At 62.2% G+C, this 15,892-nt stretch carries 12 protein-coding genes, 1 tRNA gene and 1 pseudogene; 8 read left to right on the top strand and 6 right to left on the bottom strand.

Translation table 11 applies throughout. The features are described 5' to 3' along the window. Nucleotides 1-42 precede the first annotated feature (42 nt). From VOI21_RS20040 to VOI21_RS20050, 3 genes are all read right to left on the bottom strand, one after another. Nucleotides 43-984, bottom strand: coding sequence for an alpha-E domain-containing protein (locus VOI21_RS20040; protein WP_323771737.1), 942 nt, complete (start codon nt 982-984; stop codon nt 43-45). 6 nt (nt 985-990) lie between these two features. Continuing rightward, the gene (locus VOI21_RS20045) at nt 991-2,424 is read right to left on the bottom strand and encodes a circularly permuted type 2 ATP-grasp protein (protein WP_323771738.1); all 1,434 of its coding nucleotides are present in this window, start codon (nt 2,422-2,424) and stop codon (nt 991-993) included. A 161-nt stretch (nt 2,425-2,585) separates the two neighbouring features. Continuing rightward, complete coding sequence (locus VOI21_RS20050) at nt 2,586-2,843, bottom strand: DUF2312 domain-containing protein (protein WP_089279990.1); 258 nt, start codon at nt 2,841-2,843, stop codon at nt 2,586-2,588. A 144-nt stretch (nt 2,844-2,987) separates the two neighbouring features. Here VOI21_RS20050 and VOI21_RS20055 point away from each other — a divergent pair, with 144 nt between their 5' ends. After that, nucleotides 2,988-3,203 (top strand): hypothetical protein, encoded by a 216-nt coding sequence (locus tag VOI21_RS20055; RefSeq protein WP_323771739.1) that lies wholly within the window; start codon nt 2,988-2,990, stop codon nt 3,201-3,203. A gap of 25 nt (nt 3,204-3,228) precedes the next feature. Here the strand turns inward: VOI21_RS20055 and VOI21_RS20060 are convergent, their stop codons facing one another. Beyond that, a complete protein-coding gene (locus tag VOI21_RS20060) occupies nt 3,229-4,116 on the bottom strand; it encodes a hypothetical protein (protein ID WP_323771740.1) in 888 nt (295 codons plus the stop codon). Between the two features lie 185 nt (nt 4,117-4,301). On the opposite strand from VOI21_RS20060, the gene VOI21_RS20065 reads away from it, so the two are divergent. Next, nucleotides 4,302-4,377, top strand: a tRNA-Thr gene (locus VOI21_RS20065). A gap of 202 nt (nt 4,378-4,579) precedes the next feature. Here VOI21_RS20065 and VOI21_RS20070 read toward each other — a convergent pair. Then, nucleotides 4,580-4,903: a hypothetical protein gene (locus VOI21_RS20070; RefSeq protein ID WP_323771741.1), complete on the bottom strand. Its 324-nt coding sequence runs from the start codon at nt 4,901-4,903 to the stop codon at nt 4,580-4,582. Between the two features lie 10 nt (nt 4,904-4,913). On the opposite strand from VOI21_RS20070, the gene VOI21_RS20075 reads away from it, so the two are divergent. Beyond that, nucleotides 4,914-5,522: a helicase-related protein gene (locus tag VOI21_RS20075; RefSeq protein ID WP_323771852.1), complete on the top strand. Its 609-nt coding sequence runs from the start codon at nt 4,914-4,916 to the stop codon at nt 5,520-5,522. 30 nt (nt 5,523-5,552) lie between these two features. Here VOI21_RS20075 and VOI21_RS20080 read toward each other — a convergent pair whose 3' ends face one another. Continuing rightward, nucleotides 5,553-6,911, bottom strand: coding sequence for an IS5 family transposase (locus VOI21_RS20080; protein ID WP_323771742.1), 1,359 nt, complete (start codon nt 6,909-6,911; stop codon nt 5,553-5,555). Between the two features lie 104 nt (nt 6,912-7,015). On the opposite strand from VOI21_RS20080, the gene VOI21_RS20085 reads away from it, so the two are divergent. The 5 genes and pseudogenes from VOI21_RS20085 (at nt 7,016) to VOI21_RS20105 (ending at nt 15,856) form a co-directional block, all read left to right on the top strand. After that, a complete protein-coding gene (locus VOI21_RS20085) occupies nt 7,016-8,437 on the top strand; it encodes an IS1380 family transposase (RefSeq protein WP_323771743.1) in 1,422 nt (473 codons plus the stop codon). 348 nt (nt 8,438-8,785) lie between these two features. Beyond that, nucleotides 8,786-8,962, top strand: a pseudogene (locus tag VOI21_RS20090) (transposase); the annotation flags it as partial. 557 nt (nt 8,963-9,519) lie between these two features. Then, nucleotides 9,520-12,024, top strand: a complete 2,505-nt coding sequence (locus VOI21_RS20095; protein ID WP_323771744.1) for an ABC-three component system protein — start codon at nt 9,520-9,522, stop codon at nt 12,022-12,024. Beyond that, complete coding sequence (locus VOI21_RS20100) at nt 12,021-12,716, top strand: ABC-three component system middle component 1 (RefSeq protein ID WP_323771745.1); 696 nt, start codon at nt 12,021-12,023, stop codon at nt 12,714-12,716. The genes VOI21_RS20095 and VOI21_RS20100 overlap by 4 nt, the downstream gene beginning before the upstream one ends. Beyond that, complete coding sequence (locus VOI21_RS20105) at nt 12,713-15,856, top strand: AAA family ATPase (protein WP_323771746.1); 3,144 nt, start codon at nt 12,713-12,715, stop codon at nt 15,854-15,856. The genes VOI21_RS20100 and VOI21_RS20105 overlap by 4 nt, the downstream gene beginning before the upstream one ends. Nucleotides 15,857-15,892: the final 36 nt, after the last annotated feature.

A 15,892-nucleotide genomic window follows, 5' to 3' on the forward strand; every position in this document is an offset into this window, starting at 1 on the left:
ATGATTCTCAAGTGACTCACGCTGGGAATGGGGAAAGACGGATCATTCGTAGAATCGATAGTCCAGCTCGATCTGCTGCCCAAGTTCGCTGAGCATGGCCAGCATCTTTTGGATGTACTCATGCAAACCATAGTCGAACACAGCGTCTATGTCGAAGCTCAGATAAGCGCGTTCGATATGATCAACCTTGGCGTAGGACGCGGCGCTGTGGCCGTATTCCGACGCCAGATACCCAAGGTTGTCGCGCAGCTTATGCGCACAAAAGGCAAGCGAGCGGGGCATCCGGCGATTGAGGATCAGGAACTGAGCGATATCGCGCGGTTCGGTCGAGGCCCCATATTCCATGCGAAATCCGCCACGGGCCGAGACAGAGCGCAGGATGGTTTCCCACTGCACATTGTCTAGGGACGTCCCAACAGAAGTGACAGAAGGCAAAAGAACGTAATATTTGACGTCGATGATGCGCGCGGTGTTGTCCGCCCGTTCCAGAAAGGTGCCGATACGGGCAAAGTCGTATATGTCGTTGCGCAACATCGTGCCATGCGTCGCACCGCGCACAAGCCCCGCACGTTGTCTGATCATACCCAGCGCGCCGGGCAGGTCGCGTTCACTGATCTTGCGGGCGAGGACCTCTTTGACCGTCATGTAAGCGCCGTTAACCGCTTCCCAGACCTCACCGGTCAGCGCGGTGCGCACCATCCGAGCGTTATGCCGCGCATGTTCCACACTGGACAGGACCGAAGACGGGTTTTCCCTTTCTCGGAGCAGCCAGTTGATTGCGGCGTCTTTGGTGACTTGATCGTGGCGTTGTTCGAAGCCGTTCAGTGATCCAGCGGTTTGCAGGACAGACCGCCACTCATCATCGGTGCTGCCCAGCCGGGTCAGCGCGATGCGCTGGCCGGTTTCGATCAGACGGGCGGTGTTTTCAGCCCGTTCAAGCCCGCGGTACATCCAGAACAGGCCGTTTGCAGTTTTCCCCAGCATCGCGCGTCAGTCCTCCAGCACCCAAGTGTCCTTGGTGCCTCCGCCTTGGCTCGAATTCACGACGAGCGACCCTTTCTTGAGCGCAACCCGAGTCAGTCCGCCGGGTGTGATGTTGATCCCCTTGGGGCTGACCAGAACATAAGGCCGCAGATCTACGTGGCGGGGGGCAAGGCCCGCGCGTGTGAAGATCGGCACCGTAGACAGGCTCAGCGTGGGTTGAGCAATATAGTTGGACGGCCGCGCCTCTAGTTTCTTGCGAAACTCGGCAATGTCTTTCTTGGTTGCGGTCGGCCCGATCAGCATACCGTAGCCACCAGAGCCATGGACTTCTTTGACCACCAGATCGCTCAGGTTGTCGAGCACATAGGCCAACGCCTCTTTTTCGGAGCAACGCCACGTCGGCACGTTTTCCAGAAGCGGCCGTTCGCCTGTGTAGAATTCAACGATCTCAGGCATGTAGCTGTAGATGGCCTTGTCATCGGCAATGCCGGTGCCCGGCGCGTTGGCAATGGTCAGGCGGCCGGCGCGGTAGACATCCATGATGCCCGGAACGCCCAGCGTGCTTTCCGGGTTAAACGACAGCGGATCGAGAAAATCATCATCGACCCGGCGGTACAGCACATCAATCGGTTTGTAGCCACGCGTGGTGCGCATGTTCAGATAACCGTCCTGCACCCGCAGGTCATGGCCCTCGACAAGCTCGACACCCATCTGATCCGCCAGAAAGCTGTGCTCGAAATAGGCGGAATTGAAAATGCCGGGTGTCAGAACGCCCACGGTCGGCTTGCGGTCCAGTCCCTCTGGCGCGCAAGCGGCAAGAGAATTGAAAAGATCGGTCGGGTAGGTCGAGACCGGCTGCACCCGGTTCTCCGAGAAGAGTTCGGGGAACATCTGCAACATGGTTTCGCGGTTTTCGAGCATGTAGCTGACGCCAGAAGGCGTGCGCGCATTGTCCTCAAGCACATAAAACTGATCGGGGCCAGTCCGGACAAGGTCGATCCCGACGATATGTGTGTAGACGCTGCCCGGCGGTCGCACGCCGATCATTTCAGGCAGGAAGGCATCGTTGCGCGCGATCATCTCTTGCGGCAGGCGTCCTGCCTTCACGATCTCCTGCCCATGATAGATGTCATAGAGAAAGGCATTGATGGCGCGGACGCGCTGTTCGATCCCGCGGGACAGCTTCTGCCACTCACGGCCAGAAATGATGCGTGGAATGATGTCGAAAGGAATCAAACGCTCTTCGGCTTCGGCGCGCCCGTAGACGTTGAAGGTGATTCCTGTCAGCCGAAAGAGGTCCTCTGCTTCGCGTTGCTTGGCGCGAAGATGCTTTGGATCTTCCCCGTCGAGCCATGTGTTGAACGGCTTGTACGGCGCACGGATTGTGCCATCCGGGCCCCCTGTGCCCCACATCTCGTCAAAATAGACTTGATCACTCATTCCTGTGTGGCCCACCCCGTCACTGATTTGTGACCCCCACGCTAGCGGGGTGTTGCAGGGCATGCAACGGTGGTGAAAGGCTTCGGTGAATGTGCCGGGTGAAAATTGCTGAATAATCGGGCAGGGTTGTGCACCGGCACCCCGCCTGCCCGCCGATACCGTCAGGACATGCCAAGAGCGGCCTTGTACATATCGAGCACCGCCTCTTCTTCGGCGATGTCGTCCGCGTCGCGCTTGCGCAACGAAATCACTTTGCGCATGACCTTGGTGTCATAGCCGCGGCCCTTGGCCTCTGCCATGACCTCCTTGATCTGCTCGGCGATCTCTTTCTTTTCTTCTTCGAGCCGCTCTACGCGTTCGATGAACTGTTTCAGCTCGCCGGCGGCGACGCCGTAGCTGTCGGTTGGGGTATCCTGCATGTTTGCCTCTTCAGCCTCGTGACCGTTTGGGCCTCTCGATACCCCAGGGCTGTATCCTGCATCAAGGGCATGCTGGCAGGGGTTGCCTCAAAGCCCGAGGGTGCGCTAGGCGCGACGGCGATAGACAACGAAAGGATCCGGAACATGGCAGGACTGATCTGGGGAGGCGCTGCGCTGTCAGCGGCAGGGCTGGGCGGTTTGATCTGGTGCATCGTGCGGGTCTGGCGGGCACGCCGCGCCGGGTTGTCCGACGATGACCTGCGCGAGGTCGTGCGCAAGGTCGTTCCGCTGAACATGGGCGCGTTGATGCTGTCTGTGCTGGGACTGATGATGGTGATCCTCGGGATCTTCCTTGGCTGACGCGATCGTCACCGATTGTGACGGTCTAAGCGTCCGGCGTCAGAAGCCGAACGCCCTCAATGCCCGAGATGACCTCCATGTCGTCTTCGTAGATTTCTGTCAGCATATCCACATAGGCACCGTCCCAACCCGGCAGGTCCAGTTCCTCTTCGATCTTGTCGTCCAATGCGTATTTGTCGAGGAAGGCGATCATGACGCGCCTCTTCTGGCGTTCCGTGATTGTGGGGTTTTCCTTTAGAAACGCCCGGAACCGCTGCATCCCTTCGCGGGAAATGATCTGGGAATACAGATCGAATGCCCCGATAATTTTGCGGCTGAGGGCGATACCGGCCATTTCACGGATGATCTGCCCCCAAAGGAACGGCGTATCTTCGTTGCACCACAGGGTTATGGGCAAATCCGGCAGCGCGGCTTTCATCCTGCGGATCAGATCTGACCAGCGGAACCGCATCGGGTCCAGACCCTCCATGAAATCGGAGAAATCCTTGTGCGGGGTAGTGGCATAGGCGGCTGGCAAAAAGCTCGCCGGATCACGCAACCCCATGAAGATCTGCAACTCCCCCCCTTGAAAGATCTGTGACAGCGTCACCAGGCGCTCTTCGGCCCGGTGATAGATCATGCCGTTCTGAAACATCAGTTTAGGCACGGAAAAGAAGTTGTCGTTCGAAAGAACAAGCCGGGAAAGTTGCCCTGCGTCCTCCTGAAGAATCGCATCAAGAAGGACATCGCGGGTTTCAGGGTCGGGCGTGCCGTCACGCAGTTTATTGAGCGCTTCGGACAACAGGACCCGGTAGTGGGACGGGCCGGGGATGGCGACACCTTCGTGCCGCCAAGCTTCTGCGTTGCGGAGCAACCCTTTGAGTAGCCGATCTTCGTCGGTACTATGGGCGCCAGTGTGAAGGATGACCTGCATGTTTTTCGGTATCTTTGATTGCTCTGGCGGCACTATAGCCGGGTGTTCGAACAAAGGAACCGGACGGGCCGGCAAAGAGGCGCTTTCATAACCGAAAATCGCGATTTCGAGTCTTCCTTTGGGCTGCAAGACAAGCTAAACACCCCGCACGCCGCCGCGCCGCGTCAGTCGGAGCGTGGTTGGATGCCCCTATAGCTCAGCTGGTAGAGCAACTGATTTGTAATCAGTAGGTCCGCGGTTCGAGTCCGTGTGGGGGCACCATTAATATCAATAACTTAGAAGTCGCAGCGTTCATCTCTAGGCTCATTTTAGGCTCCGAGCGGGTTGATCTCGGATCGCCACAGCGTGTTGGCTAGCGGTTGTAGCGAAGACTTTTGGATGTCGTCAGTATGCGTGCCGCAGCGTTGCCGGTTTTCTCCTGCCGTCGCCGACCAGATCAGACTATCGACCAAAGTGGATGGGCTCACTCCAGCACGATCTCCGGCAGAACAACCTCCCATCGGTCCTTCTGAAGCTTCACGCGATGCTCCTCACTGCTTTCATGCTCTTGGCGCGCGACGATAGCCCCGATGACTGCCGAGACGACACGCTGCCCATCAGGCACTGTCCATCCGCCTTTCAAGGCGATCAGCCTCCGCCCTTGTCGGTCTTTCACCCACCAGCGCCCGTTCTGCTGGCTCAGAGTGACGGGGTCACCCGTTCGTGCCTGGGCAATTGCGTCGAGACTGGCATCGCCTGTCCGCAGCCGCCCGGCCCAGTCGATGAACACCTGGCTCAAGTCTGGCATGAGGTAGGTCCTGTCCGGTGAAACATCGGCCCCACGCGCCAGCGCCCTGAAAGCCCTTGAAGACGGTGATCTCGACATCATCTTCGCAGTGGACATGTTCAACGAGGGCGTCGAGGTGCCTTCCATCGACACCGTCCTCATGCTGCGCCCGACCGAAAGACCGGTCATCTGGCTTCAACAGCTTGGACGGGGCCTGCGACAATCAGCCGATAAGACGCATTTGGCTGTGATCGACTATATCGGCAACCATCAGATCTTCCTGACCAAAGCGCGGACCCTGCTGCGCATCGGAGCAGGCGAAGGCGCGCTGCGGATCGCGCTGGAAAAATTCGCACGCCATGAGATCAGCTTTCCGGCGGGGTGCGAAGTCACCTACGACCTCGAAGCGCTCGACATCCTGCGGTCGCTGATCCGGCAGCCCCGCAATGGCGAGGAACTGACAGCCTTTTACCGCGACTTCCGCGACCGGCACGGGACGCGCCCAACGGCCTCAGAAGTTCAACATGCAGGGTTCAACCCGGGCCGCACAGGCCACGCGGGTTGGCTCGGTTTCGTCAATGACATGCCCGCCAGGTCGCGCGCGAAATCGCCAAAACCAAGCAATACGAAATCTCGATGAAGCTCCGAAAGAGTCGGGTCTGAACAACGCCTACGCGGGCAATTCCGGGTAGCGGCCAACGCCGTGGACGGGGGCTGAAGGCCGCAAGGCGTCGGCGATCCATGCGACGATCAGGGCCAAAAACGCCCGGAGCCGGGCCAGGATCTTGCGGATGTTGTGCCCGCAGCCGCACAGGACAGCGAAGATCGCGTCGCCCTTGATCCCTTTGAGTGGGCAGCGCGCGAGGCGGCCATCCGTCTTCATGTGGCCGATCTCCGGCTCGATCGCGCTGCGCCGCCGGAGCTGCGCCTTCAGCCCCTTCGTCAGGCCACGGCGCATCCCGGAGATCAGAACCTGGGTTTTTCCGACGCCATGTCCGCGGTAGCCCCGGTCCACGACGGCGAGATCCGGACGGCGGTCCGTGAGCGTCTCGACCTGCTCAAGGGCCTCGGCCAGGGTGTGACCGTCGTAAGGATTACCTGGCATGGCGCGCATGCCGACGACGAAGCCCTCGTCGATCGTGATGGCGAGGCTGACCTTGCAGCCGAACTCGTAGCGTACCCGCGCCTTGCCCTTGGAGATGCAGTCGACCTCGGGCTCGTGCAGCGCGTAGATCTTGCCCTTTCCCTTGGGGGCCTGGTGCAGCAGCTTCGAAACCCGGGCCAGCATCTCGGCCACGCTGTCGCGCATTGCACCCGCTGGGGTGTCGTCCAGCCGCCGACGGATATCGCGCATGACACGGCCCACGTATCCGCGCAGCGTTCTCAGTGCCTTGCGCATCCGCTTGAACTGGCGCGCGTGCGCATACCGGCCGATCTGCATCGCCAGCCGCGGCGCCTTGCGCGCATAGGTCTGGCGCAGGTCGAGGCCAAGCTCCTTCGCAAGCGCGACCAACTTCACCCGTGCCTTTTCGTAGAGCCGAGCGTCGGTTGGATACGCGATATTCTTTTCCATCACGGTGGTGTCGACGGAGACGCGGGCCAGGCTGTCGTCATCGATGACTCCGGCAGATTGGCCCGCTTGAATCGTCTTGGTCAGCAGCCACTCCGCGCCCTCTTCGCCGATGCGATCGCGCCAGCGGCTGAGTGACGACGGATGTATCGGCGGGGTGTGCTGAAAGAACGTCTCGCCGGTGAAATACTGGAAGTACGGGGAGCCCACCCAGCGGGTGATCACGGCCTCGTCCGAGAGCCGATAGGCATGCTGCAGATACATGAGGCCCGCCACCAGCCGTGGCGGAGTCGCAGGCCGCCCTGTCGCCGACGGGAACAAATCAGCCCACTCCCGTTCGAAGAACTCCCAGTCGATCAGGTCCGCCAGCTTCACCAGCTCGTGGCGCATGTCGATCATGTCGACCAATCGGGGGCGGAGGAGGTCATCCTGTTCCTCAGGACGCGAACGGTGCTTCATCCCGCCTTATTCATCCAAATCGGTGAGGGGCGGTTGCGTGCGTCTGAAAGCACCGTAGAATCAAGCTGCTAAACGAAAATCCGCCGGCAGCCACGGACGCACGCATGGGTGAAACGCTACGACCGGTTGCGGCCGGGTTCAACCGATCTCTGACCATCGAAACGCGGGCGGAACGGTTGACCGGTGATCCGGGTGCGGTTCTGCTGCGTGAAGTGATCGACGCGACCGGCATCGTGCCTTGGATGGCGGCGCGGATGAAGGATGATCGACGCCAAGCCGACGTCATCCACGACCTGCCGTGTCTGCTTCGGACCATGATGCTTTTGGCGGCGCAAGGGTGGCAGGACCATGACGATGCCGACGCCCTGCGGCACGATCCGGCGATGCGCCTGGCGGTCAGTTCCTCGACCGGGCTGGCGCCTGTGACAGCAGGGGCCGGACTTGCATCGCAGCCAACCCTGTCGCGCTGCACGGCCATGCTGGCGCGCCCCGGGAACCTGAAGGTTCTGCGCGAGGCGGCCCTCGAACTCGCCGGCCGCAACCTGCGCGCCGAGAACGATGGCGCGCGGCGCACCCGCATCACGCTCGACGTGGACAGCTTGCCGATCGAGGTGCATGGCCATCAGCCGAAGGCGGAGTGGAATGGACACTACAGGGCTCGGATCTACCATCCGCTCATCACCTCTATTGCCGAGACTGGCGACATGCTGGATGCCCGTTTGCGGCCGGGCAATGTTGGCACAGCGGACGGTGCGCTGGACGTCATTCTCGACGTTGTCGACCGCGCCGAAGCCAGCCTGTGCAAGATCACCCATGTGCGCATCGACGCGGGCTTTCCGTCCGGCGCACTGCTCGCTGGTCTCGAGGCACGCGGTGTCCATCACGTCGCCCGGCTGCGTGCAAACTCTTTGCTCCACCGGCTGGCTGAGCCGCACATGAAGCGGCCTGCGGGACGGCGTCCCGCAGACCCCCGCCTCTGGACCCATGAACTCGAATACCAGGCCAGCACCTGGGACGAACCCCGCCGCGTCGTGCTCGTGGTCAAGGAGCGCCCGGGCGACCTGCTGCTCGACCGCTTCTTCCTCGTCACGTCGATCTCGCGCTGCAAGATGAATGGGCTGGCCCTGCTGGAGCATTACCGCCAGCGCGGCAAGGCCGAAGGGCATATGGGCGAGTTGATGGATGTGCTTGCGCCAACCCTGTCTTCGACCAATCGCCCCAAAACCCACCTGCGTGGCAAAAAGCCGAAGACGGCGGCGCCCGCTGTCGATGCCTTCGCCTGCAACGAGGTCCGTCTGCTGATCGCGATGCTGGCTTATCAGGTGATGCACGTGGCACGACGCGCCATGGCGCGCGCGACCGGATCGGCATGGAGCCTGCGTCGCTTGCGGGAACGTGTCCTCCGCGCCGGCGCGCGCCTCGTCATCTCTGCCCGACGCATGACCCTGATCCTTGCCGAAGCCGCTGCGCCGTTCTGGGCCTCCATCTGGCCACAGATCCAGATGCTGCGCGGGGCCAGTCCGTAGTCCCGCGAATGCTCGCCAACACCGCCGACCGGAGGAACGCCCAAGGGCGCCGAACAATCGTGCCCGATCCACCCACGCAGCTACCGGAATGGCTGCTGGCACCGCTCGTCATGCACTCAATCCGCGAAGCGCGGCGATCACGCACTACAAGCTCAGGCCCGGGAGCCGGCAGAAACCACCTCAGCTTGCCTCATGAGCGCCGGGGGCCGTCCTCGGTGAATAATGCGGGTTCATGGCAGGATCCAAACTGCAGCCTTTTCAATTGGATTCTACGAACTCCTGCAGTTTGAAGCCAGAAAAATATCCGATTTATCTCGGTTGTTCAGCCACATGGCAGTTGTTCAAGCCGAACGAAAGAAGGTCGAGATGCTCTTTGCGCACCTCAAACGCATCCTCGGCTTGGGGCGGCTTCGTTTGCGCGGCCCATGCGGCGCAAACGACGAATTCCTGCTCGTCGCCACCGCCCAGAACCTCAGGAAACTGGCGAAGATCTTTCCTGCACCGCAGAAACTGGCAAGCACCTGAACCCCAGAGCGTTCGAGCTTCATGGGAGCTGTGCATTCTGCGATCGCAAACGCCTCTTTTTCCACAGAATCGGCGGAAAGCGGTCGGTCGCTGCGGCGAGAACGAACGACCGGTTTTGGGCCGTCTGCGTACCGGCGGCTTCTAAGCGGCTTGAAGTGGAAAGTGAACCTCTATTCAGGATGCCTGCAGAGCCGGTAAGATCCATAAATGCTCATCCCGAACCGTTCCCGCTCCATCCAACTTCGGACATCATTCGTGTGGCAACATCGACCTTTTTGGGCTGCCGCTGATAACCGCCCGTTACGGTGTAGGTGGAGACGCTGCGCGGAAGGGCGAATTAATGAAGTTGAGCGGCGAGCAGCGAACCCTGTTGAAAGCGACTTCGCAAGACCTGTCAGAATCTTGCGGCACCCGCGCTTCTTCTCCATAAGCTAATGCACCGGCTGTCGTCGCGACGTGGCTGGAGGGGAGCTGATTGTCAAACATGCGCGCAGTAGTTCACGTCACAACCATGGTGCCGCAACGGCGAACCCGAGCGACTACGGGAGTGCGCGTCGTTGGCTGATGCCTTGCTTGCCCAGGATATTCTAGACGGCGTGGCTGTTCGCGATCGACCGAATCTGTTCGTGATCGGCAGTTTCGACCGGCGCATCACCTTCTATTCCCAGCAGGTCAGGGCGCTGTCGCTGGTCCACGCGCTCAAGGAACTCGGCTATCTCCACGCCGATCCGAGGATAGCGGTCGTCGGCGGCGGGGCGGCCGGCGTTACAGCAGCCGCAGCTGCCGCGCTGGTCACCGGATCGCAGGTTGTACTGTTCGAATCTGCCGATGCGCTTTTGCCCCTTCAGTCGACGACCGATCGTCGGCGGCTCGATCCGCATATCTACGATTGGCCGGCGCACGACACGACCGATCCCATCGCCGACCTGCCGATACTCGACTGGGAATCCGGGACGTGTCGCGCCGTCCGCGACGATATCCTGCTCGGGTTCGAAGACATCGCCGTCAGGCTCGCGCCGCGGCTGGAGCGACGACTGCGCCATCAGGTTACCGCGCTGACACGGACGGCGGACGGCTATCAGCTAGACATCACCGATCTCAATGCTCCACCGCCACAGCCAGGCGCAGAGCTACGCGAACAATTCCACATGGTGTTCCTCGCCGTCGGGTTCGGGCTCGAACCGGGCGAACCGGTGCCAACGATACAGAGCGCAAGCTATTGGACCGATGCCGGGGTCCCGGTTGCCGAGTTCGCAGGTCGGCCGACCCCGCGGTTCTTCGTCAGCGGCGCGGGTGATGGCGGACTGATCGATTTCGTGGCCGCCGGAACCCGCGATTTCGATCACGCCGGCATGATCCGGCTGATCTCCGAACATCCTGGCATCGCGGCGTTGAAGTCGATCCTTACAGCAATCGATGTGCGCGCTCGCGCTGAGGATGCTAAGGGCGCCCGCTTTGATTTCATGGCGGCCTATGACGCCGAGCTTCTACAGCCCCTCACCAACATCGGCCTAGTCGCTGCGGTCGCACAGCAACTCCGTCCCGGTGTGCAACTGACGTTCCAGACCCAGCACGCCGAGCTGTTCGACGTCTCGACGGCAACGCTCAACCGGCTCGCCGCCTATCTCACCATCAAGGCCTGCGCGGGCGACGCCCTGCGCTCCTTCCGGCACGTTCACTGCGGCGTCATCGCCCGGGTCGACGCTCCGGATCCTGCGCCGGGCGACGCCCCCTTCTGGCTCGACTGCGCTGGAGAGAGGGTTGAGGCGGATGCGGTGATCGTCCGGCGCGGTCCGCAGCGTGATGTGGTGCGGGCACCCTTTGCCCCACACCTGGCCAGCTTTGATGTGACCCACAAGGAATGGCTCGCCCGCCACGGCGAGGCGACGCTTGTCCCGAAATTGTCAGCATCGGCACGTTCTTTGTTCAAGGAGGCAGCGCGCAGTGCGAATATCCTCGCGCCGCGACTGCAGCGACTAGCGGCCAACCAGCTTCCCATATCGTTGCAGCTGTTGCGCGAAGGCGCCAACATTCGCTGGTCCGGCGCGATCGCGGCGAACCAACTCATCCAGTCTTGGAGCGAGCAACAGCCTTTCGAGATCATTTTGCCGGATGGTCCCGAAGCGCTTGGTGCCGTTGCGGGTGCCGTGCTGCGGGTCGCCTGCCACACCACCAATTGCCGACTCCACGCCGCGCCCGGGCTGTGGAGCGAGCTTGTCCGAGAACTCAGCCTGGATTCGCCGCACGCCGAGGGCATGGCGATGCCGGCGATCATTGCCGGCAATCCCGGGGGCGCTGCCCAGGATCCAGTTGCACTGCCGCCTGATATTCTTTCGCGCCGGATTCACCGGTCGCTCGACAGCTGGCTTCTTCAGCGGCTGGACGCGCACCTCCAGCCGTTCTTCGCCAGCAATGCCGATCCCGGCCGCCCAATAAATGTAAGGATCGCGCAGGATCTTCGAGCGGCCATGGCCACGACCTGGGCGGTTTGGCATGCGTCCTTCACCGACGATCCGGCACTGCTGAATCATTTCCTGCGCTTGATGATCTGTGCGGTCGATGAGGAAGGTCATCGCGACGCAGCGCAGGTTCTCGTTGGCCCTAGCAAATGGCCCGTAATCCTGCGCGGCACCGCAGTCGCGCTCGCCATTGCCGCGGCTTGGGACGCGACGTCTCCGAAAGGCGCTCGGCCGGGCAATCTGGTTCGCCTGCGCGATGGCGATAGCGAATGGGCCGGTCATGGCTGCGCAGCCGATATGATTAACGGTGACGAGATGTCGTTGTGTGCCGCGTCGTTTATGTGGCGAACTCAGTTCGTGATCCTCGTCGTCAAGAGCGCCATTGAGTTCAGCCGAATCGCCGAGCGGCCGTTCGCGCAACTCGACACCGAGCAGCCGGGGCTCAGCGATACCGGTGGCTCTGGTCCGGTGATCATGTCGATCAGTCGCGATTTCATCGACGCGGCGGCTGCGGGCTTAGCTGAGCTACGAGCCCTGCTTGCAACGGCGGAGGCGCGACACTTTGAGGCGCTCGAAAAGACGATCATGAAAGGTGTGGCATGACGGATAGTGCGGCTCTGTCACCCGGACTGGCTGATTTCGCTGACCGGCTGCGCAACGCGGCGCTGAAGCTCGAACTCAAGGTCGAGGACCGGCCCGAACTGGCGAGCGCGACCTTCAACGGCGGATCGACCAAGTCGACGACGCTCAGTCCGACCGATCTGCCGGCGGATAGCCATGCGATCCGGATCGACCGCTTCAATATCGTCCTTGGCATCCTCCCTGACGTTGCCGCCATAGAAGCGGTAGTCGAGACGCTGCGACGCTACCGCAACCAATGCGTCGTCGCGCGCTCGTTTCTTGGGGCGAACGAGACGCTAGACTTACAGCTGATGCTATTGGGGCCACGCGCAAGCGAGCAACAGGAAGCTTGGCGTGCGATGGCGTTGATGGTCGAGCGCGATGACCGTGTCGCTCGCAAGCTGGCGTGGCTGCGACCCGAAGATTCGTTGAATGACGAAGTGAGTTTCGCCGACTTCCTTAAACGCACCTTCCTCGCGCGGCCATGGGTCCATGCCGAGGGCCAGTTCGAGGATGTGGCGCTCGATCAGCTGAGCGGCACCGGTGCGACTGCGCCGGGTCTACCGCGGACGACGGCGGACGAATGGGAGCGGATCGCGCTCGACGAGAAGAAGACGCCGGATGAGATTGTCGCGGCGCTAGTCAAATCCTGGGGTCGGAGGGGGCAGGCATGAGCGCAATCTTCCTCTCCCGCATCGCTATCCAAGACTTCCGGACCTTCGGCGGCTTCGTGATCGACATTCCGGCGGCGCCCGGTCTTGTTCTGCTCACCGGCACGAACGGCTTGGGAAAAAGCAGCTTCTTCGATGCGATCGAATGGGGACTAACCAACAAGATCCGCCGGTTCGAACCGTATATCAACAAGGGCCGCAAGAAGCTCGCCGAGAAGGATTACCTTACGCGCCGGGGGGCGGAGCCGGGATCGCATTGCGTGGCGCTGACTTTCTCGGACGGCGATGCTGTCAAGCGCAGCGCAACCGGCGGTACGCCGATGGCGGACATCGTCGCGCAACTTGCGCAGCCCGACCGCCGCACGGTCAACGATCTCGGAACCTATCTCGCCCTCACTCATTTCCTCGGCCAGGCAGCGCAGCAGCGGTTCACCAGCCGCGACCCGCAGGACCAGTGGCAAGCGCTCAAGGGGCCGAGCGGCATCGATCGGCTCGAGCGTATTCGCTCGGGCCTACGAGGACGATCGACCATCGCTGCATTCACGCGCCGGCTCGACGCCGAACAAGGTGTGGTCGCCACGCTTGATCGGCGAATCGCGGACTGGCAAGGATGGATGGCCCGCCTTGAGCGGCTCCGCGCTGCTGCCCGCGCCACCGGAGTACTCACGGCCGACGAAGTCGCTGCGCGGATCGTGCTGCTCGAGCATGACCTTCAGCAGCTCGCAGCGGGCCAGCCACTTGCGGTCACCAGTGACGGCATCGGGCAGCGCCTCGCCGCGCTCGGCGATCGGATCGGCGAGGCGCTGCGTACCACCAGCGAACGTAAGGCAGAACTCGAGGGGCTCTCGACGCTGCCGGCACAGTTCCTTGTCAGCCAGGCCGAAGCTCGGCTCGATCATCCGAGTCTCGTGCGGTTGCGCAGCTTGGTGAACGATGCGCAGGCGCGCTGCGATCGGGCCTCCCCGCTGATCGGCTCGACCAGCGACGCGGTGACCGCGCAGAACGCCACGATCGCCGCGATCGACCAGAACATTTCCGTGCTCGACGCCGCGCGTGCCGATCTCGTCCGCCGTGACCAGCTGGGCGCGTGGATCTCGACTGAGCAGCAGGATCGGGCGTCGCTTAACGAGGCGATCGCGGCGCACCACACGACGATCGCGGAAGCCGACGCTGCGATCAGCCAGCATGGCAAGGCCAGTGCCGAAGTCGCGCGCTTGCGAAGTCTCGCAGCATCCGCGCGCGCGATTAACGAGTCGATGGCAGATTATCTCGATTTGGAAGGCGAGTCCGGGGCCGCTGAAGCCGAACTGGTGCACGGACGCGAAGCCGCTGCGCGCGCCGCGTCCGAACTGGCGCCGCTCGAAGCGCGACTCGCCGATCTCGACAGCAAAATTGCCTATGCCGAACGCGCACGCGCCGAAGCTGACCGCCACGCGTCGACGATCAGCGCGGCCTTGTCGCAGCTTGCCAGCCATATCCATCAGGACGACACCGACTGCCCGGTTTGCCAGACGTCGTTCGAACCGGGCGCGCTCAAGGCGCTAGCCGATGCTGCGGCATCAGGCAGCGACCATCGCCTCGCGCAAGCCCATGACGCGCTGGAGGCCTTGCGGAGCACCCGACCCGCGCTCAGCGATGAAATCCGTCGCCTTCGAGCGGTCGTGGCGGCGGTCGACGGGCTCGAACGGGTCGCTAGGGCGGCCGCTGATGCCGTGACAAATGCACGCGCCGCCATTGCCCAAACCCTTGCTGCCGCACCGGAGAGCGATCTCGCCGGGCTTGCAGCAACTCGAGCACGCGATGCGGAAGCCGCACTTGCGGCGGCAGTGGCAGCGCTGGAACTGCTGTCGGCGAACGCGGCGGCGGCAACCGAACAGCGATCCAGCGTGGCAGCCGATCTCGACGAGCTAATCGCGCGCGACAATCAGCTTGGCGCACGGCTGGCGCAGTATCAGGCAGAGGACAAGGCCTGCGTCGATCGCATCGCCGCACGCAATCTGTCGAATACGACGATCGGCGACATTGAGGCGAGATTGACGGCGGAGCGCGAGCGCGGCGAAGATGCGCGGGCTCGTTTGGCACAGCTAAACGAGGCGGCCGCCAACGCAGCTGCGGACGTTCAGCGTGAGCAGGCGGCTCTCGACCTCGCGCTGCGCGACCTTGCGGCGGTCGAGGCAGCCCGTGCAACCTCGGAACAAGCCGCACGGCAGATGCAGCAGCGGTGGACACGCGCCGGTCTTAACCACATTCCCAGCGAGGCTGAGTATGATCGTGGACTCTCCGCAATCGAAGCGGCGCTGGCGGGTTTGCGATCACTGGCCGAACGCCAGCGGGAGCTTGCCCGCGACAATGAGGATGCGCTTCTTCAAAGCGAGATCGACGAGATCGTCGCATCGATGCGGGCGGCTGGGGATGACGATGGCGTCCGGGATCCGGCAGCTTACCTGGCCGGACTGAAGGAAAAGATCGAGGCCGCTCGGGCGGCAGTGAAACTCACCACTACGGCACGCAACGCGGTAAAGCGCTACTCGGAGGACCTTCAGAAGCAAGCCGACGATTTTTCGGCGCGCGTGCTCGACCCGCTCAATACGGTGATCGACGATTTCAACGAGGCGATGCTGAGCACGCCCGCTGAAAGCATTCAGTTCAAGGCGGCTACGCGGGTCGATGCGACCAGCTTCGGCATGGCGCTGCGCTACCGGGAGAAGGTCGACAATGCGATCGAGACGAAGAAGGATTTGCCGCCCCAGGTCGTGCTCAGCGAGGGCCAGCTTGCGGCGAATGGCTTTAGCATACTGTGCGCGGCGAGCACCGCCTATCCTTGGTCACGCTGGCGCGCGCTACTGCTCGACGATCCGCTGCAGCATAACGACATCATCCACACCGCCGCCTTTGTCGATGTGATGCGCAATATGGTCGAATTGAACGGCTATCAGCTGATAATGTCGAGCCATGACCGTGGCGAGAGTGAGTTCATCGCACGCAAGTTCGATGCGGCCGGTCTGCCCTGCTCCACGGTCCTGTTAACGGCGCCGTCGGACAAAGGCGTAGTCTGGAACGCGCCGGTACATAACAAGGCCGCGACACGGATATTGCGTGAGGATGCCCCCCCCCGAGCGTCAGCAGCGCCTGACGCGGTTTAAGCGAAGGTGACTATGTCTCGGGATTAAGTGCGATCA

Origin of the sequence: Antarctobacter sp. (genome assembly GCF_034670325.1) — a bacterium.
Taxonomy (GTDB): Bacteria; Pseudomonadota; Alphaproteobacteria; order Rhodobacterales; family Rhodobacteraceae; genus Antarctobacter.